This is a genomic window from Rossellomorea pakistanensis, from assembly GCF_016908495.1.
Classification (GTDB): domain Bacteria; phylum Bacillota; class Bacilli; order Bacillales; family Bacillaceae_B; genus Rossellomorea; species Rossellomorea pakistanensis.
Genome location: NZ_JAFBDZ010000005.1, coordinates 118,479 through 139,951, shown reverse-complemented (window position 1 = coordinate 139,951; position 21,473 = coordinate 118,479). Strand labels below are relative to the sequence as shown.

The window sequence follows — 21,473 nt, the reverse complement described above, 5'->3', positions numbered from 1 at the left end:
TTAAAAAACACCAATCCCTCTCTCAGGTGAGATCGGGACTGGCATCTAATCACACTTATTCAATGGTTTCTAACAATGAATACGCTTCTTCCTTCGTGTTCACAGCTAAGAGCTTCTCTCTGAAATCATCATCCATTAGTTTACGTGAAAGCATTTGAAGGATTTTCAAGTGTGCATCACCGACGCTTTCTTTCGGAACAGCAATCATGAAGATCAGCTTGGCATCTGTACCATCAAGGCTCTTCCAATCCACTCCATCCTTTTTGATTCCAAAGACCACTCTCGGCTTCTTCACGGCATCTGATTTCCCATGTGGAATGGCAATATTCATTCCGATTCCCGTTGAGCTTTCGTTTTCTCTATGAATGATCGCTTGTTTAAATTCAGCTTTTGAATTCAAAGCTCCTTCATGGTCGAGCATACCGATCATTTCATCAATAACATCATCTCTTGTAGAGCCCTGTAAATCTGTTTCGATTAATTCTAAGCTTGTGATGTCCGTTAGTTTGTTAATAGCTAGATTTTCATTTGGTTCTTCTTCGACAACTTCTTTCGTTTCTTCTGGTTCTTCCGTTACTTCTAAGTTCTCAACGTCTTTTTTCAAAAGGTTTACAAGTAAGGCGGTTACAATTGACCCGGCAATAATGGCGACAAAGAACATCAATACATTATCCACGGCACCTAATGCTGCAACAATCGGCCCTCCATGTGCTACTCGGTCTCCAACATTTCCGATCATGGCAATGACAGACCCTGTAATCGAACCGGCCATGATACTCGGGATTACACGCAGTGGATCCTGTGCTGCGAACGGGATGGCTCCTTCCGTGATCCCGAATAGCCCCATCGTAAAGGACGCTTTTCCTGTTTCTTTTTCAGCTGGTTGATATTTACGTTTATTCAGGAATGTTGCCAGTCCCATTCCAATTGGAGGGATACAAATTGCGGCTGCAATTGGACCCATAATCTCGTAATTTCCTTCACCGATCATGGCAGAACCAAATAGGAATGCCACTTTATTGACTGGTCCACCCATATCGAAGGAAATCATCGCACCTAAGATTACGGCTAATAAAATAGAGCTAGAGCCTTGCATACCAGCTAACCAACCCGTTAAACTTTCAAAAACTTGAGCGACAGGTGCGCCAATAATCAGAACAAATGCTAGGCCAACAATGAGGGAAGAAATGACTGGTATAATTATGATTGGCATAATCGGTTGAACGACTTTTGGTACTTTTACCTTTTTAATGGCTAACGCAACATAACCCGCTAAGAAACCTGCGATGATTCCACCTAGAAATCCTGCTCCCGCTTCACTTCCATAAAAACTACCATCCGCTGCAATATAACCGCCAATCATCCCAGGGGCTAAACCTGGTCGATCTGCGATACTATAGGCAATGAATCCAGATAATATCGGAACCATAAATGTAAACGACGCTCCACCAAGCATCTCAATCGTTTTCCAGAAAGAATCGTCTGGAATTTTAATGCCACCCGGAGTTTTTTCTCCACCAATTGTTAACGCAATGGCAATTAAAAGTCCCCCCACAACAATGAACGGAATCATATAGGAGACACCATTCATTAAGTGACGATAGATGGGATTTTGCTTATCCTTCTTCTCTTTTTTGTGATCTTCGACTGATTTTTGAGACTGGTATACAGGTACATCCCCACTCATCACTTTTTTAATCAGCTCTTTAGGCTTTCGGATTCCATCCTGAACACCTACTATAAGAACTTTCTTTCCAATAAAGCGCTCTTTTTCAACTGCCTTGTCTGCAGCAATAATGATACCGTCTGCTTCTTGTATATCTTTTTCCGAGAATTCATTTTCTACCCCGATAGAGCCCTGTGTCTCTACCTTAAGATTAACTCCTAAATTTTCAGCTGCTTTCTGTAAATTTTCTGCAGCCATATAGGTATGGGCAATTCCATTAGGACATGATGTAATCGCTAACAGTTTCATCTTCAAACCTCCTGCGTTTGTTGTTAACGCTATCATAACGCTTTTTCAAATGGGAAAAAGTTTGGTTTTTTACCGGAGGTTCCGGAAGTTAGGGAAAAATTAGAGGTGCTGCGCTGTTAAAGCGGAAGTTTATGTTTAGGACACCTCGGTATTGGTCTGTTTAGTTTTAACTTCATTTCACTAACTATTCCGATTCCCCTTTTGCAGATGTAAAAGGAAGCTTTCCTTATCGACAGCTTCCATTAGCTCTCGAATAAAAGCAGGGGATTCACTGATCTTTGATAGCTCCTGGAAAAGCATCTTAGATTCTTGTCCTTCATTTTTCACGGCAATCATAAAGATTAAGTTCACCTTCTCGTTTCCCCACTCTACTGCTTCTTTTAAAGTAGAAACAGCCACTACAGATTTTTTGATGAAATTTGGGCTACCATGTGGAATAGAGATTCCTGAGCCGATACTAGTTGAGGACATTCTTTCACGCTGAACAGCACTAAAGACATAGTTCTTTTCCACATACCCTTTTTTATATAGGGCAAAAGCCATTTCTTCAATTAGTTTGTAACGATGATCACTTTTTTGATGGATAAAGATAAGCGAAGCATCCATATATTTCATTAATGTAGAAAAACCATTCCTTTGATTGGAACCATCGATTTCGCTTAGGAATTTCTCTAGTTTTTGCTCTTCTCCTCGATCTAGTAATGGCGAAATAACGATAGTCGGTACTTTCAATGGTCTGAGCTCAATAGTCGAAATGACGAGATCGACACTATGCTGGGAAAGGTAGTCTTCCAAATCTGACTTTGAAATACAACCGAGAATATGAAGGGAATCGTATTTTTTCTCTAGTTTTGTTCGAAGCAACTGCGACATTCCTACTCCCATATGGCAAACGATAATGACATTTCTCACTTTGTTTCGCATTTCGGTGAGTCTTTCAAGAGAAGCCTGAAAATGCAAGGTGAGATAGGCTGCTTCTTCTTCCGGAATGGAAAGTGAAAAGGAATCGTTGATTTCATTTATACTCTCAATGACCATATTGAACATATACGGATACATTCTTTTAATATCATGGAGCATTGGATTTGAAACGTTTAGGTTGAATTTTAATCTGTTCAATGCTGAATACAAATGAACATGTAACCCCTCAATTAATGTACGATCCTTTTTAAAATCAATGTTCATCAAGCTCGACATTCGGTTGGTTAATTTGTGAATGATATCTGTCAGAACAGGACCATCCCCGGGGTCATGGAATCCTTGTTGTAAACGCAGTTTCCCTCCAAGCAAGTGAAGAGCCAAGTAAACGACTTCTTCCTCAGAAAAATGGACAACGAAAATAACCCCTAGTTTCTTTAGGAGCTCCTCTGCCCATCGAAATTCCGGCCGGTTGATGATTTCTTCTTTTTCCTGTGAGGAAATCGTGATGGGCCGTTTCAGCTTCGTCCTTCTAATCGTGAATAGAGTATGAATGAGTAAGCTCTCCATCGTTTCATCTGTAAAATAAAGAGAATGCTTTTTCTGTAGTGATTTTAGTTCACTTTTTACAATCTCGACTTCATAGGAAGAGAATTTTTCACTTATAAACTGATGGCTGAAACTCGAATTATGAACAAGAAGGGATAACCGACTTAACGCTTTTCGACGAAGATGTTCGGAGCCTTCAATATGGAGACCTACCTTTTGCTTTGAGACAAGCTCAAGTCCGACCTCACTAAGCCAGCTTTCAATTCGATCCAGATCCTTTCTTATCACCGTTTTCGTTACATAATGCACCTCCGCCAGCTTCTGGGAAGAAAGTGGCTGTGGGTTCATCAATAGTTCATAAGCAATCTCTAAAATCCTTTTTTCATCAGAAGTATTAGGATCATGACCCTGAGAGAGATGAAGCTCATGAAATAAAGTCGTTTTTTCATTTTGATTGATTTCTAAATAAACTCCCAGACCCGGCTTCCGAATGAGAGAACCTGTTGTATGAGAACCAATGTATTGTTCAATGATTTTTAAATCATTGCGAATCGTTTTCTCCGAGCAATCTAGTTTGTTAGCAATGTCCTGTACTAACAATGGCTCTTCTGTTTCTGTTAATAAAATTCTTAAGATTTCTTTTTGTCGGTTGTTCATCCCTGCACCTGCTTTAAACGTTCACTTTGTTGGTCTTATTTTACTAGAAAAGTTGGAGAAAACAAAAAATCGGGGGATGTTAAAACCAAGTTATTTCGTAAAAGTTATTGTTATTTGAAAAGGGGTTGGTTGGTGCAGCGAAAGGTTGCTCTCTTTCCGCGGGGCGGGCGGTGAGCCTCCCCGTCGCCTTGCTTAGGTCTCACCTGTCCCGCTACTCCCGCAGGAGTCTCGGACCTGCAGAGAAGATCAACCTTTTCGATGTTCCTAAAAAATAACACTCGTTTGGAAAACAGTCTTATTTTAAATCCATACGGAACACAACATCCATATAGAGGGTATCTTCTATATCTGGAAGTTGCGGTTCCTAATAATTGCCTAAAATAAAGATTGATTCTATTTAATAATGTCTGACATAAATGACCTTTACCGATTTGAAGTAAGGTACACCTGAATGGATTGATTTAGGAAGAAATCCTTCCTTTTCTTTTCCAGATGAGTTATGCTACAATGTTTTTATTAAACGACGGAAAGGATGATGGGTGGACGATGGACAAATAATCTTATTTTTAAAATTTGAAATCGCATATTTCAAATCATACGAAATAGGATTAGTCTGCCCATTTTCTATAAACTGTAGAGCTATTTAATGAAATAGCTTATTTTGAGCAATATAAAAATGCGACTAATCCTTCCAAATGAATTGGGAGGATTTTTTTATTCTCCCTTTTAAGAAAGGGGAAGATTGTATGAAAGAGCTGCTTAAATTACGAAATATCAGCTTCGAAATAATGGATCTTACGATTTTTAAAGATGTAAATGCCAGCGTACAGCAAGGAGATATGATCGGAATTATTGGCAAAAATGGTGCTGGTAAATCTACCTTACTGCAATTGATCCATAATGACTTAGTGCCGACTAAAGGACGAATTGAATGGCTGCAACCAAACTTGAACATGGCTTTTATTGAACAAGAAGCGGAAATGTATTCTTTCGAAGAAGTGACACCTTCAGAAGAAGCTTTACTAAAAAAATGGAATGTACCAATCCGAAATTTTTCACAATTAAGCGGAGGGGAGAAGTTGAAAGCACGACTTGCAAAGGGTCTTTCAATAGATGCCCATCTTTTATTATTAGACGAACCGACCAACCATCTCGATGAACAAAGTACGGAGTTCCTTAAAGAACAAATCGAGAAATATAAAGGCACCATTATTCTGGTTTCCCATGATCGGTATTTTTTAGATGCTGTTGCCACAAAAATTTGGTCGATTGAAGGGAAACAACTTATTGAACACAAAGGGAATTATTCCAGTTATATGGAGTTTCGCAAACAGAAAAGGCTTACTCAGCAACGTGAATATGAAAAACAGCGAAAAATGACGGAACGCATTGAAGCGCAAATGAATGAGCTCACTTCTTGGTCGAAAAAAGCGCATGCACAATCGACGAAAAAGGAAGGCTTCAAAGAGCACTATCGTGTAAAAGCTAAGCGTATGGATGCTCAAGTAAAATCAAAACAAAAGCGTCTTGAAAAAGAGCTCGAAAAGGCAAAAGTGGAGCCTGTTGAGTCAGAGTATGAAGTTCACTTTTCGATGAAAGCAAAAAATAAGGTAGGAAAACGGTTTCTAGAAGTTAAGAATCTATCAAAGGCGTTTAATGGATCTATTTTATTTAAAAACGCCAACTTTACGATTCAGCACGGTGAGAAGGTTTCATTAATAGGGCCGAATGGCAGTGGAAAAACAACTTTATTGAAAGTGATCGTCGGACAGGAAACGGCTGATGGAGAAGTATGGATTTCACCATCTGCCCAAATCGGCTACTTAACACAAGAAGTGTTTGATTTACCATTGGAACAAACTCCTGAGCAGCTATTCTATAAAGAAACATTCGAAGCGAGAGGAAAAGTTCAAAATTTAATGAAGCATTTAGGATTTACGGCATCGGGGTGGACAGAACCCATTCGAAACATGAGTATGGGAGAGCGTGTGAAGTGTAAATTGATGGCATATATTCTAGAAGAAAAAGATGTGCTCATTTTAGACGAACCGACCAATCATCTTGATCTACCTTCACGTGAGCAATTAGAAAATACATTAGCCAAGTACAATGGTACATTACTTGTCGTTTCTCATGATCGATACTTTCTTGAAAAAACGACGAATACTAAACTGGTATTTTCGAACAATCGCATCCAAAAGCAATTGCAAGAAGCACCTCGAAAAAGAGATAATCAGGATGAATTACGTTTAAAGCTTGAAACAGAAAGACAAGAAGTTTTAGGAAAGCTTAGCTTTATCACACCAAATGATGAAGCGTACTCAGAACTCGATTTGAGATTTAAAGAACTTACGAAACAAATAAATAAGCTTAAGTGATGGATGGAATCTTGCAAAAACATACTAAAATCTTAATTCCGTTAAATCAGATGTTGCTTTGAATCAAAGTTTAATCAAAAACACCTCGCAAACCCGTATTTTACGGTAAATAAGAGAATCCATTTTGAAAAAGTTTAATCAAAATGGATTCTTATTTAACAGTTTTAAGTTTCGGTTTTATACAAAAGTTTGATCATTTTCTGCCTGTCTTGCTGGGTAATTCCCGTCCTATTCCAGAAGACTGTAAATCAAGATGGCCTGAAAAATGGCGATTCTCTTTGCCTAACTTAAGTTGGTAGGAAGTCAAACATAAATTAGCTGGTATAACAAAACTACTAATTTTAAATTCTTCTGGAATGGTAACCTTTGAATCATACATACTTGTCAATCGCTACTCCTAATTTAATGCGCCATCATCTCATGGGCAATATCGTGTCCATCCATTTTTGTAGGGTAGTAGGTAGGCCAGTTGAGGACTTCCTCCAACAAAGCTTCGCGGTCGTCACCCCAATACAGATGATAGTGACCAGCTTCATTTGGATAGATACTATGGTCACTAAATTGAATATATTGAGGAAGCCCTTCAGCTTCTTCTTCTAGTTTAAATATGTATCTTACTCCTCTATTTCCCGCATCATATGTTAGAATTTCGTACCCATCGTAGATATACTCACCAGAAGATTCTTCACCATTTTTATACATCGTTACAGTATCCCCTTGAATCACGATACGCTCAACATCTGTTTGATACCCTTTATTATAGTACTCCTTATATTCTTTAGCTGTCATGTCACCTTCATGTTCTGCTTTATCAGCAAATACCTCGTCAAGCGTACCATCTTGTAGATATGGATATACAGATTGCCAGTCTCCTTCCCAATCGGAAAGTGAACGATCCTTCACTTGGCTGTCTTTAAAATATCCGTTATAAATTTGCTCTGTTTCTTCATCATGTGCATGACTATGGTCGTGATCGTGTTCACCTTCATGTGTGTGACTTTCAGATGTTTGCTCTGGGGTTCCAGAAGAGTCTTCTACAACGGATGAGGATGGTGTTGTTTCATCAGCAGACTCGCTTTCGGATGAATCTGAAGTCTGACACGCTACTAGTAGTGAACTGAAAACTAATATGCTTAACCCTTTTGCAAATGAAATCTTCATTAATAAACACTCCTTTTTAAATAGTAATGATTACGATTTAATTATACATTTACATTGTGTGTTCGTCAAAGGAAACGTTGAATAAAGTGTTGCGGCTATTTTTTGTGATCACGAGACACATAGAAAAACGTGCAAAGAGTATAGTGTTTATTTATCGTGAATGATCAAAAATTGCACAAGCGGAACAGAAAAATCCTGCATCTCATACAGGATTTTTTAATCAAACTTTATTTATAAATGATCGAACTTTTTATCAAAACTGACTTTTATCTAAATAGAGAAGAATCCATTTTGATCGAAATCGATCAAAATGGATTCTTTTTTCCTCAAAAATGCCATTTCAACGAACATTTATTTTAAGCTACATTCCGGACACCTTATGGGACAGCCCTGTCTTCTAAAAAGGGTCATTATGACTCAAGTATTTTTTATTAAGGTCTTGATAAGATTGACCAATCTCTCCTAACCATCCCAAAACGGCTTTTTCAGCGGCTTTCTTTTCGTATTTATACCACTGTTCCTCAAGGTTTAATTGAATAACCTTATCTTTGAACCTTCGAAAAGACTTATTTTGATTAAGAACATTTAGTAATTTGTTTGATACATCCCTGTCCTGTTCTAATGTGAATTGATGCATAACATCGAAGCCTTCGCTTGAAGAGATTTGCGGAATGATGTATAAATCATCTGCCTCTTCGTCATCCCAATTGAGGCCTGGTTCACCTGTTATCCCTTCATCACCATCCAGAAAAATTTCTCCTGTATTGATATTCAGTACATTTTGTAATTCATAGGATCTTTGTAAATATGCGTCCGCTAATTCATCTATTAATTCCAATGAGAGTCGCCCCTAGTTATTGATTAATCTTCATCCTTTACATCCGGATCTTCCGGCAGTGGTTCGTTTCTCCATTCTTCTAATTGAATTTTATATTTCTCTAGTTCGTCTTGATAGTTCTTAAAATGATCTTTGTTGACTAAATATTGGTCACCGTCAAAGATTGCGCGAATTTTCTTTTCTTGAATCAATTCTTGAATGTAGGCCTCGGGAAGGGTTAAATACTCGGCTGCTTCTTTTATCGTAATATACATAATCTCTCCTCCCTTTCGTCTAACCAATAATATTCTTCACTCTGCCAACTTGGCCATCCTCTAATCTTACCTTGATCCCATGTGGATGATTAGCGGAATTCGTCAAAATATCTTTCACAACTCCACGTGTCAGCTTCCCTGAACGCTGATCCTGCTTCAGAACAATCTCCACTTCAAGACCTGCTCGAATACTCGCTCTCTGTTGTCCGTTCATACAATACTCCTATCTATTTGGCATGTTCTATATTTGTTACCATTATAAAGGATACCCCGAATTGGAAGCTAGTCATGAGGGGGTTTTAGCACGTTAAAGCACTCGGGGACGGTTCTCGATTGCTTTAACGCAATCGAGAACCGTCCCCGAGTGAGGTAAAGCATTAAAGTATTACGCTCTTTCAACGAGAACCCCTTCAAAAAATCACTCTGCTTTTATAATAAGCTATTACTATATTCTACTTGAACGGGAGGCGATTCTATGCGGCGACAGGTACGGGAATGGATAAAGGATTTATTAGAAAGTTTTCATCCCCAAGATGGAGACAGGGTTTATAATCTGATTGTAGAATGGACACATGATCAGCTAGAAATCTATATTCGGATTACTAAAGAAAGAGTTACTTTCGGTTATGGCGCCATTCAATGGGACGGCCCACATAGTCCTGTTCCAACTAAAATTGATAAATACTCATTAGATCGGCAGGAACTAGAATTGGCGATCGATAGAAGTGAAATGCTTCTTGATTACATGATAAAAACAATCAATAGCCGAAAACGGCAGTATCGATTTTGTCAATTTTGCCATAAGAAGTTTCCTCCTGAACACCGCTTTGACAGCAAGACCTGTCATGGTTGTGCCTCAAAGGAATATTTTGTGGTTTATTAGGGGGAGCCATTAACTCCCCTATATAGGTTGTAATGACTATTCTAAGATTCGCATTTATTCTAATCTACCAAGCTCTTTTCGCATATTATCCACAGAAAATACCCATCTAAACTCATTAGCTTCTTTTAGCTCTGACTCGTTTTTAAAGCGGTTATTTATTGCCTTAATTAGGTCAACCATGTGACCAACAACTCTTCGATTATGAGTTTTTATGAAAGTCATTTCTTCACCTTGTCCAAGAAGTTTTTGAAGAATGGTATTTTTCATGTTTATTAGACGGCCCTTTCGAATCATGAGGATTCTAAATTATAGAGAGTTAAATCATTCATCACGACAACACACTTGTAACGGCCTACTTTAAACATATTCATATGCCAAGTATTCAAACTTTTCTCTAGTTCTTTTGGGGCCTCTTCTAACTCTATACCCATTTCTTTTTTAAGCTTCTGTGTGGGTCCAATATAGAACATACTACTTTCTTCTCTCCATGATCAGGTATCCTTCTTCCATGAATCCTATTAATACCTATTTTGCCACATTAAATAATTGAGTAAACATGTTTTATCTATTAGCATGAAACTTTAACACATTACCGCAATCGAGAACCGTCCCGCAGCGCTTTAATGTGTTAAAGTTTAATAGTTGAAACCTTTTTATTCCATTGTACGTATTACTTGGTACACTAGAGGGAAATAAGTTGCTGGGGGAATACATATGAAGAAGGAACGAAAGCTTTGGAGGATGTGGAAGGTTTTATCGTTTGCTCTTTCGGTTGTGGTGCGTGTTTATTGGTACCGAATTCTCCGCAAATCGGAATCGGAAAAAGAATTATTATGGGAACGAATTGGACGAGAATTTCGAGAAACCCTATTTGAGCTTGAAGGTGTCTTAATAAAAATAGGTCAGCTATTAAGTATTCGTGCAGACCTCCTTCCAAAAGGGTTTATTTCACAAATACAGGATCTAGTCGATCAGGTCCCTGCTTCCTCATGGGAAGAAACGAAAAGAACCCTCGAGAATGAGTGGGAGAGTCCTATTGAAGAAAAGCTTTATTCCATTGACCCTAAAGCAGTAGCTTCTGCTTCCATTGGAGAAGTCTACAAAGGACAATTAAAAGATGGCACACTCGTAGCGATAAAGGTGCAACGCTCCATCATTCAAACACTCGTAAAAACCGACTTCAAAACCCTAGCCATCATCATATGGTTCGCTCGTCACTTTGCACCAGTACCGAAGGGGTTTATTGATTTCAAAAAGCTCTATCAAGAATTAAGGCAAGTCATTGAGCGCGAACTTGATTTTAAAAAAGAAATGCAGACCGCCATTACTTTTAAAGAACGATTTAGTTCCATCGATCAGGTAAAGGTTCCAGAAATGTTCACCACACTTTGTACCGATAAGGTTTTAGTCATGGAGTGGATTGATGGAATCAGGATAAATGATGTTGAAAAAATAAATCAGTTACAGATTGACCGAAATGAAATTTCTGAACGTTTAGTGCGAATCTTTCTTCCCCAATGGCTCGAAGCTGGAATTTTCCATGCTGACCCCCATTCAGGGAATGTACTCGTGAAGCCCGATGGTACAATCATCTTACTTGACTTTGGGATGGTTGGAGAAATCTCGAAAAAAGATGCCGCCCATTTTCAATCCTTATTAGAGGCCATCCTGCTGAAAAACTATACTAACGCGGTAGAGGCTTTGGCATCTTTAGGATTCTTACTTCCGGCTGCAGACCACAAAATAATAGAAGATTTATTAAAAGAAGCGATGTCATTTGATTTCGAGAAACTCAAAGAGCTGGATCTACTTGCCGCCAAAAAACAGATGAATGATCTTGTTAAATCATTACCGATTCAAGTCCCGACTCGATTCATTTTTCTTGGACGCTCGTTTGCAACGATTGAAGGATTAATCATGACAATCAGTCCTGATAAAGATATGTTGGAAATTGTGAAACCCGCATTCATGGATTGGTTAAGTACCAGCAATACAAATAAATGGAGGTTACTGCTAAACTGGCTCAATTCTCAGCCTATTTTTCAAGCCGTCCATACACTAAAGGATTTCGTCCAGTCCCCACAACGACTGTTAGAGCAAAAAGAACGCCATCAGCAAAATAGTTTTTATTTTACCCTTTATGAGAACCAAAAAAGGCAACTGTTTTATTTGGGACTCGCGGGAGTTGCAGGAGCCTTTGCCGGCATGTATGTAGAAAAAGACCTTTTATGGCAAGGCGGGCTAGGCTTAGCAGCTTTTTCGCTAATTGGATATTTAGTATCTAGTTGGAAGCAGCGGAAACGGATAGGGCGTTAAACAACGCCTATAAAAAAAGAAAGGGAGACGTTCCCTTTCTTTTTGTTATGGACCACTTTTAAGCCAACGCTTGTTTCGCCATCTCAATATACTCTTTTTCACCTGTTATGAGTGCGAATTGTGCAATTAGAAGCGGGTATGCCGCATGGCGTTCTTCAATGTGTTCAACCATCCGCGGCCAAGTTTTCCCACCTGCTGCTTCATATTTTTTCACAAAACTCTCTAATCTCTCTTTTCCAAACACTGCACAGAAAAGAACAAAGTCAGTCGCTGGATCGGATACTTTAGCCTCCGTCCAATCTAACAATCCTGTAACTACATGATCTTCATTGACCAATATATGCCCAGGATGTAAATCCCCATGAACAAATGCAGAATGCTGCGGCCAAAAGGAATCGTCCGAAAGCCAATTTTGCCATCTTTCCCAGAGCTTTTCATTTATAGCAAAGTCCTTCTTTACTTCATTCATTTGCTTGGCTAATGATTCCCTGATTTCCCTTGGAGCAGATACTTTGATCCCCTCTTCATGAGCTTGTTGATGGTCAATTCCATGAAGCTCTACCATTACCTCTGCAAGGGAATCAAAAAAGCAGCTAGGAGGATCGTTTTCATCAATATACCAAACATATGCCTTTTCATTAGGATCAATGGTAGCGGCAGGCTTTCCTTCAAGCATTGGATACGCAATCAGTGTTGGAGTACATATCTCCCAGCATGGTACTTGAAAACGTACTTTCTGATTTAAAAAGTTTACTATTTTCTTTTCATATAAGGCTACTTCAACGACGTTTTCCCTTCGTGGAATTCGAAGCACCCACGGGCCTCCTTTTAGATCATTCCCAAATGCTACTTGAAAGTCCGCTCCCGATTCATCGAATTCAATCGAATGAACATCTAGAGTTAGTCCATGCTCACTTGCTAATTTCATGATTCTTTCTTTTTCACTTATCTTGGTCATTTTTACTCCTCCTTTGTTAGTTAAAATAACTCCCATTAAATATTTGCTTGCTCTTCCGTGACAACATATTGCTGATATTTTTCATAATCATTATTTTTACAATCTAGCTTCACCTTTGTTCCATCTGGTTCATAGCTGGTTTCCAAAACATTTGCATATTCATTTAAATAGGAAATAATTTCTCCCTTTTCATAAGGAATCAGCATTTCACAGAGGATATAGTCTTTGAAAATCTCTCGTTTAATAAGCTCATTCATCTGGTCAATCCCGATTTTTTGTTTAGCTGAAAGATACACATTATGGTCAGTAACTTTTGGAATCTCTAATTGCACAAGGTCTGCCTTATTAAAGGCATAGATCATTGGGATATCCTGGATTTCTAATTTCTTCAGTGTTTCAAGAGTCGTGTCGATCATCTTTTGGTAATGTGGATTTGAATAATCAACCACATGGATTAGAAGATCCGCCTCTGCTACCTCTTCTAGTGTAGATCGAAATGCTTTAACAAGATGGTGGGGCAATTTGGCTACAAATCCCACCGTATCGGTTAATAAAAATGATTTGTTATCTGGCAGCTTGATGCTTCTAACAGAAGTATCGAGAGTAGCAAATAGCATATCTTTTTCGAACACCTGTTTATTCGTCGACTTATTGAACCTTTCAACCATAGCATTCATAATCGTTGACTTCCCGGCATTCGTATACCCTACTAAGGAAACGATGGGGATTTCATTTTTCCGACGTTGTTTACGCTGCATTTCTCGTTGTGAGACGAGGATCTCAAGCTCTTTATTTAGAGAAGTGATCCTTTCTTCAATTTTCCTCCGATCTAATTCGAGCTTCGTTTCACCTGCTCCTCTGTTTTTCAAACCAGAACCGCCGCCTTGACGGCCCAGCGATTCACGAAGTCCGATTAATCTAGGGAGCATATATTCTAATTGTGCCACCTCGACTTGAAGCTTTGCCTCTTTTGTTTTAGCCCGCTCTCCGAAAATATCAAGGATGAGCATCGTTCGATCAATAACCTTGCAATCCAGATCGGATTCGAGATTTTTGATTTGTGAAGGTGATAATTCATCATCAAAAACGACCACATTAGCCTCTTGATGCTCGATGCATTGGATAACCTCCTCGATTTTGCCTTTCCCAATATAATGAGAAGTATTTACACGGTTTAATTTTTGCGAAACCATCCCAACAACTTCCATCTCACAAGCAATCGCTAACTCTTTAAGCTCCTCCATCGAATAGTTAAAATCAATCTCATGCTGATTTTTTAAATTTACTCCAACCAACAGGGCACGCTCTTTTTGTTCCATCATATGTTTGTTTCCTCCATTCAATTTTCATAAGAAAAGCTGAAGCTCCTTGAATCCATAAGCACTCCAAATTTTTATACATTCTTATCTAATAATAAAAAACACAGACCCATTGCCTGTGTTTTGAGTAACGGAAGAAAACATGTAAACTAAGAAGCCCAGCTTGAATGAACAAGCTACACCTTCCCTGAATTTATCGGTCCTCCAAATGGTCGGTCGTTAGTCGTTAATCCTGACACATATGCATCAGTATAAACCTCACCATTAGATATTTAGTTACTATTTTTAAAGACGACAAAAAGAGGGCTGAGTCGTCTCGCCCTCTTTTTACGTATCGTAATTTGAGTTTCCTTAAAAATAGGCAGACCAATCCCGTTAACCCTGCACACAGGCAGAGTCTTCGAACACTATTCAATTAGTGGTTCAAAGCGCGGAATCGTAGTCTAATTGTTGCCATTTTTGGAAACCCTCCGTTCATTAAAAGTTAGGAATATTATAACATATTATCTTTTATTTGACTAGTGTTATTTTTTTGAAAATATCAGAATAGCCAAAGTTAGCCTCAATATAACTTAGCGATTCATTTGTCCATTTTGTGTGTTTATTTGTCCGTGAGCTTAGATAATTTGTCCGTCGCTCCACTTTATTTGTCCAAAACCACTAATATATTGACCGTTCGATAAATTTCGACTCATTTCACAGTTCACGCTACCTATCAAGCAATCCGGAAAGATCGTAAATTCTCCCTTTCGTTCCCCCTGTAAAAGGACAGTTTAGGGATGATAAGATCTTATTGGCAACCGATGTAGAAGAAATCAAACAAAACTCCCTTAGTTGACGATTGGTGATGGATGGCCCATATAGACGTGCAAAGTCCTTTAAAGCTTCGATATAGGCTAAGGAATCGACGCACAAGCAGTGATCACATCTCCATCTTCTGTTTTTCTTTTTCATCTTAAATGTTCCACATTGCCCGCATTCAACACCTTTTATAATATCATTCGATTTTAGGGAATATCGATCAAAAACATTGATCGTTTGGGGAGCGTTTTGCTTTAATAAAGCTCTTTTAATTCTATTCATGTCCTTTGAGTGCAGGATTTCATTAGGAAAGCTACCTAAAATTTCGTTTATTCGAAAAGGGAGTCTGGCGGCATGTAAAATCGTATCGGATAGGCTGCTGTCATTTGATTTAATAACGGTGTTGGGGTTGCTAATGACGACTAGTGGGATCAGTGGAGTAGGAAGAGTATTTAATTTCAAGAGGAATTTTTTTAATAAGGCAGTTTGTCGTTCAATTTGGAATAATGGATCTGGAAACCCTTCCTCTAAGCCTTCTTTTGTTTTTCGAATAATTTGCTTAAACTTCCTTTCAAAAAAGATCGTCCCGGAAATATTCTTTATTTCTAAGAAAATATGAACAGCGGGGGTCAAAATTAGCGTATCAAGTTGGAAATATTTATCCTTTTGGGGTAAACGGAGATCATGAAATAGGAAGGTTTTTTTACTTTCGATTTGATCAGAGAGGTAGTAGTCAATAGACTTTTCTCCATTATAACCCGCTCTAAATTTTTGATAGTCTTTTTCTACTAAAGCCCGCCTTGGATGCTGGGGCTTTATTCTTTTGAGTAAAGTTTCTAGCTGCATGAGGAATATAGAGGGTTTTCTTGCCTTAATAATCAATAGATCACTCCTTATTATGTAAGAATCATAGTTTTATTCTATATTAGCTTAACTGATTCCTTCTTTTTGCCATGATAATATATTCGGAGGGCAATAATTTGTCCATTTTTGGCGTTAATTTGTCCGTCGGCTTAGATAATTTGTCCGTCGCTCCACTTTATTTGTCCAAAACCACTAATATATTGACCGTTCGACAAATTTCGACTGCAAATTCGCGATTTATGTAAACACCCTTTTACAAAATTGATTCTTCACATTCAAAATAATGTAATAGAACTACATCTAACTACCTGAACTATCTTTAAAAGCCTCCGCTCACTAAAACCACTTCTCACCCCATCATTTCAAGAGACCTTTCTCCCAATAATAAAATAATCAAAAAAGTTAACAATCTTTATCGTTTTTTAACAATAGTTTACATCTAATTCATTAAAATTTGCCTCCAATATCACTACAATAGGAGGTGTTAAGAGATTCTACATATTTTGCAGAGGAGTGCTTAGAAATGGATCGCCGATTATTTTTAACATACGTTGGAAGCGGTACTGCTGCCCTAGTTGCTGCTTCGACTGGACTTGGTGTTTTATCCGATACAGCAGATGCTAAAAAGCATGGCAAAGGTCATGGGAAAGGTGGCGGGAAACCACTTACGACGCCATTCAAACCAATTGATCGCACATGGGAAAATGACTTAGTTTTGTCAAAGGGCTATAGATACAACATCGTTGCTTCTTATGGAGATCAAATCAACTCTAAAGGGGAAATCTTCGGGGATGCTGCTGACCTTACTGTTTACTTCCCTATCGATAGTTTAGAGGGAGGCACCGATTCAGAAGAAGGGTTAATCTGGGTGAACCACGAATTCCCTGAGCCTGGTAACTACATGGAGATTCTAGGAATCAATGAATCTTATGACACTGTTAAAGAAAAGCTTTCCCAGTCAAAATACCCTGAGTTGCTAGAGATGGAAAAGGTAGCCGTGGGTGGTTCCGTTATTCGTGTAAAAAAAGAAAACGGCGAGTGGAAAATGGTTCAAGATGATACCTATAACCGTCGTGTTGATGGGAAAACTCCGATCCAATTAACAGGTCCTGCCCGTGGAAGTAAGTCTGTTAAAGGAGCGACTACTGTTGAAGGTTCTCTTGGAAACTGTAGTGGCGGTCGTACTTTATGGGATACCGCCTTATCCTGTGAGGAGAACACAGAATACGGTGACGATTATGGTTGGCCTAATTTCACTGATGAGCACTACGGTTGGGTGGTTGAAGTTGATCCGTTCGATGCTTCCAAACCAGTTCGCAAGCATACAGCGTTAGGTCGTTTCGCACATGAGAACGCAGCAATGGGCCTAACAAAAGATGGTAAAGTAGTCGTTTATATGGGTGACGATAGCCGTGATGAGTGCTTCTACAAATTCGTCAGTGAAAAAAAATTCAATAAAAAGAACCGCAATGCGAACTTTGATCTTTTAGAAAAAGGAACGTTATATGTAGCCAACCTTGGAAAGCAAGAATGGATTGCCCTGGATTATGCTGCAAATCCAGCACTTCAAAAAGAATTTGATGACCAAGCAGATGTATTAACAAATGCACGTAAAGCAGCAAAAATTGTCGGGGGTACCCGTTTAGATCGCCCAGAAGATGTTGAAATTCACCCAGAAGACGGAAGTGTTTTCTTATCCTTAACGAATAATTCAGACCACGGAAATTTCCATGGACAAATTATCCGATTTGTTCCTGAAAATGACGATCATGGCAGCGATTCATTTACTTTCGAAGTATTTGTGGCGGGTGGACAGCAAAGCGGGATCACATGTCCCGATAATCTTCACTTTGATAGCAAAGGAAACCTTTGGGTCGTAGAAGACTTTGCTGCTACAGAAGATAATATGTATGCAGCTTACAAAAACTGCGGTGTGTTCATGATTCCAACCGATGGGAAGGAATATGGAATCCCGCACCAATTTGCCTCAGGCCCACAAGGCTCTGAAGTGACAGGTCCATGGCTGACACCGGATGAAAAAACGTTATTCCTAGACGTTCAACATCCGTCTACATGGAATCCTTACCCTGGACAAAAGTTCGGTCGCTCTTGCTTAGTAGCGATTCAAGGTGGCCGTTTTAAATAAAAGGCATGAGCATGGAAGGAGTTTTTGGATGATCATCGTTTGTTCTAAACATGTAAAGGAAGGTTTAGAGATCATTCACCTTCCACATATTCACTTAATTTCAGAAGAAGATAAGGATTTCGGAAGTTACAGATGCCATATTTGCAGTGAAAAAGCGGATTACAAATTGTTTAACTTTTTTCCTCAGAAAAAAATACCATTAGAAACTGTAATTTGAATAGGAGGGTATTATGATGTTACAAAATATTGGAATTCCAGGATTAATCCTTGTACTTGTGATCGCTTTGATTGTTTTCGGTCCTTCCAAATTGCCGGAAATTGGACGTGCATTCGGTTCAACGCTGAAAGAATTCAAAAAATCTACACGTGACCTCGTTTCAGATGACGATAGCAGCAACGAAGAGAAAGATAAATTCAAGAATAAAGATAAGAAAGCAGTTTAGTAAAAAGAACGGGGAGATGTAAGTCATGTTTAACGCTTGCATCTCTTTTTTGTAAGAGGGAGTGTTAATCAATGGATACCCAGAATATGAATCTAGTCGGTCACTTAGAAGAATTACGTAAACGCCTTATCATTACATTAGGATTTTTTATCCTATTATTTATCATCGCCTTTATCTATGTTGAAAATATCTACAATTGGTTAGTACAAGATTTATCGATCAAGCTCGCTGTTCTTGGTCCAAGTGATATCATCTGGGTCTATTTCATACTTGCAGGTGTCATCGCGATTGCCGGTTCGATTCCTGTTGCTGCCCACCAGGTATGGCTTTTTGTTCGGCCGGCATTGAACGAAAAAGAGCAGAAGGTGACATTAGCTTATATTCCAGCTCTATTTATTCTCTTTATTTTAGGAATCGGCTTTGGGTACTTCATTATCTTCCCAATTGTCTTAAACTTCCTTCTGTCCTTAACGGAAGATATGGTGATGACCTTCTTCACGACCGAAAAATATTTTCGCTTTTTGATCCATATGACTCTACCATTCGGGTTTTTATTTGAACTTCCAGTCATTATTATGTTCCTAACAAGTCTAGGAGTCTTAAACCCTTACCGTTTACAAAAAATTAGAAAGTATGCTTATTTCATTTTAATCGTAACGGCTGTTCTCATCACGCCGCCAGATATTCTGTCAGATATTCTAGTCATCATCCCACTGTTGTTTTTATATGAATGTAGTGTGCTATTATCAAAAGTTGTTTTCCGAAGAAAGCTGAAAAGAAACGAATTATCTTTTGAATAAGCTTTTTAACAGGTTGCCGTTGCTGGCAACCTGTTTTTAAAACAAAAGGGAGATGAAGATGATTGACCAAATTCGTTATACAAAAGGCCCTTTAAAAACCAACTTTCATTACGAAAACGTCTTAGTTTCGATGGTATAGCTTCTAAGTACCTCCCGATTTACTTCATAACCTATTCCAGAAGTGTCCGGAACGACGATTTGTCCATTATGAACGGTGACCTCTGGATCAATGATGTCTCTCTCCCAGTATCGGGAGGACCCCGCGGTATCGCCAGGGAGGATGAATTGATCCAGCGTTGTGAGAGCAATATTATGGGCTCGCCCTATTCCCGCTTCAAGCATGCCCCCACACCAAACAGCAATCCCTTTTTGTTTGCAGTAGTCATGGATTTTTTTCGCCTCGGATAATCCACCGACCCGGCCAATTTTAATATTAATGATTTGGCAGCTTCCCAGTTCGATGGCTTTTCTGGCATCTTCAAATGAAAGGATGCTTTCATCAAGGCAGATGGGTGTCTTCAGTTCTTTCTGGAGTATCGCATGATCAACAATATCGTCATAGGCAAGCGGCTGTTCAATCATCAATAAATTGTACTCATCTAATTGTTTTAGCAGTTCAATGTCTTTTAACGTATACGCCGAATTGGCATCGGCCATAAATGGAAGACTTGGAAAATTTCTGCGTAGTTCTTTGATAACCTCAACATCCCAGCCAGGCTTAATCTTCACCTTTATCCGTTTATAGCCTTCCTCTAGATACCCTTCTATCAATTGAATCAAATCGTTCATTGTATCTTGGACACCAATGCTAATCCCGACGTCGATTTCTTTTTTCGTTCCACCTAATGCTTTCGCCAACGGAATTCCCAGTTGCTTCGAATAAAGATCCCAAACGGCTCCTTCGAGTGCTGCTTTCGCCATATTGTTGCGGCGAATTGGCAGAAAACGCTCTGATACTTCATCCGGATGATTCACTGGGTTTTCCAATAAAAGCGGAATTAAAAAATCCTCCAGCATATGCTCGTTCGTTTTGAACGTTTCTTCCGTATACCACGGACTTGAAAAAGCGACACTCTCCCCCCAGCCAATCAATCCACTCTCCCCTACTGCCTCAATCACAAAAAACTCTTTATCCTGAAAGGTTCCAAAGCTTGTTGAAAAAGGCGATTTTAAACGCATCATTAATTTATGTAGAGTAACTTCCTTTAGTTGAATTGGTTGAAGATGACTCATCTAGATTCCCCCTTAACTAGATTTAATAGGCTACCTTTGGCTACTGGAAAAATTGATTTCTTTCCTTTGAAATCCATTTTTCCGTATCCTCTTGACCCCTTTTCACTAGGCGATTCACAAGGATATCATGCCAAATATAATTCTCCAGAAGATAAATATGAACAGGATCGTCTGTGTAAAAGGCTGTTTCTCTTTCTTCAATAGATGGACCATAGATCATTTCCCGACCATCAATGGACAGGATAAACCATTTATTTTCTCCGATAGTATCAACATAGCTTGTCTTACGATGGAGATCTAGACCCGATAATGGATTTTCCACCTGAAAGACAATACCTTTTAGACTGCAATTCATTGTTTTAACTTCTAGGTCTTGTTCCAGTCTCTCATACATCTTGTCCCACAAAGAAACGACAATTCTTTTTTCAGCCTTTTTCAATAGGGTCCGACAAAAGGATAGGATATGCCTTTCCCCTTTAAGGGTCATAACACGGTTGTCAGGTATAGGGTCTGTTTGTTCTATGTCTTTTAATGTATGGCTTATGGATTGATAGGTTTGGTCCCATTTCGATTGGACGGATTCTAAAAATACATCGACAGGCAGCGGAGAGTATTGAACCGAATCATTAATTGCCTCTTTGATCACAATCCCCTCTTCCTCAAGCCCATTCAATATTTCGTATATACGTGCCCTTGGAATTCCCGATTCTTTACTTACTTGGTACGCACTCGTTGTTCCTTGGCGGACTAAAGAAACATAAGCCTTTGCTTCATACTGACTAAAACCTAGCGATTGAATTTTTTGAATGAGATCTTGCATAGTACCCTCCAGCACAAATAGTAAGTTTATAACCCTATCATAACAAATCTCTTTGTGAAATCGATTCTGTTAGAAATGTTGGAACAACGAATTTCCTATTTACAGGGGAAAATAATTTAGTTACTATCTTAATAGTGACTAATTAAATATTAATCCTTTA

General features: G+C 38.8%; 21 protein-coding genes. 7 read left to right on the top strand and 14 right to left on the bottom strand.

Annotated features, from left to right (window positions below):
- Positions 1–55: 55 nt before the first annotated feature.
- Together JOC86_RS20665 and JOC86_RS20660 are read right to left on the bottom strand one after the other, a co-directional pair.
- Positions 56–1,975, bottom strand: a complete 1,920-nt coding sequence (locus tag JOC86_RS20665; RefSeq protein WP_205174847.1) for a PTS fructose transporter subunit IIABC — start codon at positions 1,973–1,975, stop codon at positions 56–58.
- A gap of 180 nt (positions 1,976–2,155) precedes the next feature.
- On the bottom strand, positions 2,156–4,099 hold the full coding sequence (locus JOC86_RS20660; protein WP_205174846.1) for a BglG family transcription antiterminator: 1,944 nt from the start codon (positions 4,097–4,099) through the stop codon (positions 2,156–2,158).
- Positions 4,100–4,845: 746 nt separating this feature from the next.
- On the opposite strand from JOC86_RS20660, the gene abc-f reads away from it, so the two are divergent.
- Positions 4,846–6,477: a ribosomal protection-like ABC-F family protein gene (gene abc-f / locus JOC86_RS20655; RefSeq protein WP_205174845.1), complete on the top strand. Its 1,632-nt coding sequence runs from the start codon at positions 4,846–4,848 to the stop codon at positions 6,475–6,477.
- A 193-nt stretch (positions 6,478–6,670) separates the two neighbouring features.
- On the opposite strand, the gene JOC86_RS20650 is transcribed toward abc-f, so the two are convergent.
- The 5 genes from JOC86_RS20650 to JOC86_RS20630 form a co-directional block, all read right to left on the bottom strand.
- Complete coding sequence (locus JOC86_RS20650) at positions 6,671–6,865, bottom strand: hypothetical protein (protein ID WP_205174844.1); 195 nt, start codon at positions 6,863–6,865, stop codon at positions 6,671–6,673.
- Between the two features lie 14 nt (positions 6,866–6,879).
- Entirely contained in the window at positions 6,880–7,638 is a 759-nt protein-coding gene (locus tag JOC86_RS20645) for a metal-binding protein ZinT (RefSeq protein WP_205174843.1), read from the bottom strand.
- A gap of 397 nt (positions 7,639–8,035) precedes the next feature.
- Positions 8,036–8,476, bottom strand: a complete 441-nt coding sequence (locus tag JOC86_RS20640; protein ID WP_205174842.1) for a UPF0158 family protein — start codon at positions 8,474–8,476, stop codon at positions 8,036–8,038.
- A 23-nt stretch (positions 8,477–8,499) separates the two neighbouring features.
- The gene (locus JOC86_RS20635) at positions 8,500–8,730 is read right to left on the bottom strand and encodes an excisionase family DNA-binding protein (protein WP_205174841.1); all 231 of its coding nucleotides are present in this window, start codon (positions 8,728–8,730) and stop codon (positions 8,500–8,502) included.
- 19 nt (positions 8,731–8,749) lie between these two features.
- Complete coding sequence (locus JOC86_RS20630) at positions 8,750–8,944, bottom strand: YwbE family protein (protein WP_205174840.1); 195 nt, start codon at positions 8,942–8,944, stop codon at positions 8,750–8,752.
- Between the two features lie 261 nt (positions 8,945–9,205).
- On the opposite strand from JOC86_RS20630, the gene JOC86_RS20625 reads away from it, so the two are divergent.
- Complete coding sequence (locus JOC86_RS20625; protein ID WP_205174839.1) at positions 9,206–9,613, top strand: hypothetical protein; 408 nt, start codon at positions 9,206–9,208, stop codon at positions 9,611–9,613.
- Positions 9,614–9,667: 54 nt separating this feature from the next.
- Here the strand turns inward: JOC86_RS20625 and JOC86_RS20620 are convergent, their stop codons facing one another.
- Both JOC86_RS20620 and JOC86_RS20615 read right to left on the bottom strand, forming a co-directional pair.
- Positions 9,668–9,880, bottom strand: a complete 213-nt coding sequence (locus JOC86_RS20620; protein WP_205174838.1) for a hypothetical protein — start codon at positions 9,878–9,880, stop codon at positions 9,668–9,670.
- 23 nt (positions 9,881–9,903) lie between these two features.
- Positions 9,904–10,083, bottom strand: a complete 180-nt coding sequence (locus JOC86_RS20615; RefSeq protein WP_205174837.1) for a DUF6933 domain-containing protein — start codon at positions 10,081–10,083, stop codon at positions 9,904–9,906.
- Positions 10,084–10,327: 244 nt separating this feature from the next.
- On the opposite strand from JOC86_RS20615, the gene JOC86_RS20610 reads away from it, so the two are divergent.
- Positions 10,328–11,929, top strand: coding sequence for an ABC1 kinase family protein (locus JOC86_RS20610; protein ID WP_205174836.1), 1,602 nt, complete (start codon positions 10,328–10,330; stop codon positions 11,927–11,929).
- Between the two features lie 58 nt (positions 11,930–11,987).
- On the opposite strand, the gene JOC86_RS20605 is transcribed toward JOC86_RS20610, so the two are convergent.
- The 3 genes from JOC86_RS20605 to JOC86_RS20595 all read right to left on the bottom strand — a co-directional run bounded on the left by JOC86_RS20605 (position 11,988) and on the right by JOC86_RS20595 (position 15,889).
- Complete coding sequence (locus tag JOC86_RS20605; protein ID WP_205174835.1) at positions 11,988–12,887, bottom strand: macrolide 2'-phosphotransferase; 900 nt, start codon at positions 12,885–12,887, stop codon at positions 11,988–11,990.
- A gap of 35 nt (positions 12,888–12,922) precedes the next feature.
- Positions 12,923–14,209, bottom strand: a complete 1,287-nt coding sequence (gene hflX / locus JOC86_RS20600; protein WP_205174834.1) for a GTPase HflX — start codon at positions 14,207–14,209, stop codon at positions 12,923–12,925.
- 705 nt (positions 14,210–14,914) lie between these two features.
- The gene (locus tag JOC86_RS20595; RefSeq protein ID WP_205174833.1) at positions 14,915–15,889 is read right to left on the bottom strand and encodes a nuclease-related domain-containing protein; all 975 of its coding nucleotides are present in this window, start codon (positions 15,887–15,889) and stop codon (positions 14,915–14,917) included.
- Positions 15,890–16,394: 505 nt separating this feature from the next.
- On the opposite strand from JOC86_RS20595, the gene JOC86_RS20590 reads away from it, so the two are divergent.
- The 4 genes from JOC86_RS20590 to tatC all read left to right on the top strand — a co-directional run bounded on the left by JOC86_RS20590 (position 16,395) and on the right by tatC (position 19,260).
- Positions 16,395–18,017 (top strand): PhoX family protein, encoded by a 1,623-nt coding sequence (locus tag JOC86_RS20590; protein WP_205174832.1) that lies wholly within the window; start codon positions 16,395–16,397, stop codon positions 18,015–18,017.
- A 28-nt stretch (positions 18,018–18,045) separates the two neighbouring features.
- The gene (locus tag JOC86_RS20585; RefSeq protein ID WP_205174831.1) at positions 18,046–18,234 is read left to right on the top strand and encodes a hypothetical protein; all 189 of its coding nucleotides are present in this window, start codon (positions 18,046–18,048) and stop codon (positions 18,232–18,234) included.
- Positions 18,235–18,250: 16 nt separating this feature from the next.
- Positions 18,251–18,460, top strand: coding sequence for a twin-arginine translocase TatA/TatE family subunit (locus JOC86_RS20580; protein WP_205174830.1), 210 nt, complete (start codon positions 18,251–18,253; stop codon positions 18,458–18,460).
- Positions 18,461–18,531: 71 nt separating this feature from the next.
- The gene (tatC, locus tag JOC86_RS20575; protein ID WP_205174829.1) at positions 18,532–19,260 is read left to right on the top strand and encodes a twin-arginine translocase subunit TatC; all 729 of its coding nucleotides are present in this window, start codon (positions 18,532–18,534) and stop codon (positions 19,258–19,260) included.
- A 108-nt stretch (positions 19,261–19,368) separates the two neighbouring features.
- Here tatC and menC read toward each other — a convergent pair whose 3' ends face one another.
- Both menC and JOC86_RS20565 read right to left on the bottom strand, forming a co-directional pair.
- A complete protein-coding gene (gene menC, locus JOC86_RS20570) occupies positions 19,369–20,493 on the bottom strand; it encodes an o-succinylbenzoate synthase (protein ID WP_239587748.1) in 1,125 nt (374 codons plus the stop codon).
- Between the two features lie 40 nt (positions 20,494–20,533).
- The gene (locus tag JOC86_RS20565) at positions 20,534–21,313 is read right to left on the bottom strand and encodes a TrmB family transcriptional regulator (protein WP_205174828.1); all 780 of its coding nucleotides are present in this window, start codon (positions 21,311–21,313) and stop codon (positions 20,534–20,536) included.
- Positions 21,314–21,473 lie beyond the last annotated feature (160 nt).

Excerpts from the sequence above, each read along its gene's own strand:
- JOC86_RS20635 (WP_205174841.1), bottom strand. The coding sequence starts at position 8,730 with ATGTATATTACGATAAAAGAAGCAGCCGAGTATTTAACCCTTCCCGAG.
- JOC86_RS20590 (WP_205174832.1), top strand. The coding sequence starts at position 16,395 with ATGGATCGCCGATTATTTTTAACATACGTTGGAAGCGGTACTGCTGCC.
- JOC86_RS20565 (WP_205174828.1), bottom strand. The coding sequence starts at position 21,313 with ATGCAAGATCTCATTCAAAAAATTCAATCGCTAGGTTTTAGTCAGTAT.
- JOC86_RS20605 (WP_205174835.1), bottom strand. The coding sequence starts at position 12,887 with ATGACCAAGATAAGTGAAAAAGAAAGAATCATGAAATTAGCAAGTGAG.
- JOC86_RS20585 (WP_205174831.1), top strand. The coding sequence starts at position 18,046 with ATGATCATCGTTTGTTCTAAACATGTAAAGGAAGGTTTAGAGATCATT.
- JOC86_RS20615 (WP_205174837.1), bottom strand. The coding sequence starts at position 10,083 with ATGTTCTATATTGGACCCACACAGAAGCTTAAAAAAGAAATGGGTATA.
- JOC86_RS20610 (WP_205174836.1), top strand. The coding sequence starts at position 10,328 with ATGAAGAAGGAACGAAAGCTTTGGAGGATGTGGAAGGTTTTATCGTTT.
- JOC86_RS20620 (WP_205174838.1), bottom strand. The coding sequence starts at position 9,880 with ATGAAAAATACCATTCTTCAAAAACTTCTTGGACAAGGTGAAGAAATG.
- JOC86_RS20645 (WP_205174843.1), bottom strand. The coding sequence starts at position 7,638 with ATGAAGATTTCATTTGCAAAAGGGTTAAGCATATTAGTTTTCAGTTCA.
- JOC86_RS20630 (WP_205174840.1), bottom strand. The coding sequence starts at position 8,944 with ATGAACGGACAACAGAGAGCGAGTATTCGAGCAGGTCTTGAAGTGGAG.
- abc-f (WP_205174845.1), top strand. The coding sequence starts at position 4,846 with ATGAAAGAGCTGCTTAAATTACGAAATATCAGCTTCGAAATAATGGAT.
- JOC86_RS20580 (WP_205174830.1), top strand. The coding sequence starts at position 18,251 with ATGTTACAAAATATTGGAATTCCAGGATTAATCCTTGTACTTGTGATC.
- tatC (WP_205174829.1), top strand. The coding sequence starts at position 18,532 with ATGGATACCCAGAATATGAATCTAGTCGGTCACTTAGAAGAATTACGT.
- JOC86_RS20665 (WP_205174847.1), bottom strand. The coding sequence starts at position 1,975 with ATGAAACTGTTAGCGATTACATCATGTCCTAATGGAATTGCCCATACC.
- JOC86_RS20660 (WP_205174846.1), bottom strand. The coding sequence starts at position 4,099 with ATGAACAACCGACAAAAAGAAATCTTAAGAATTTTATTAACAGAAACA.
- hflX (WP_205174834.1), bottom strand. The coding sequence starts at position 14,209 with ATGATGGAACAAAAAGAGCGTGCCCTGTTGGTTGGAGTAAATTTAAAA.
- JOC86_RS20625 (WP_205174839.1), top strand. The coding sequence starts at position 9,206 with ATGCGGCGACAGGTACGGGAATGGATAAAGGATTTATTAGAAAGTTTT.
- menC (WP_239587748.1), bottom strand. The coding sequence starts at position 20,493 with ATGAGTCATCTTCAACCAATTCAACTAAAGGAAGTTACTCTACATAAA.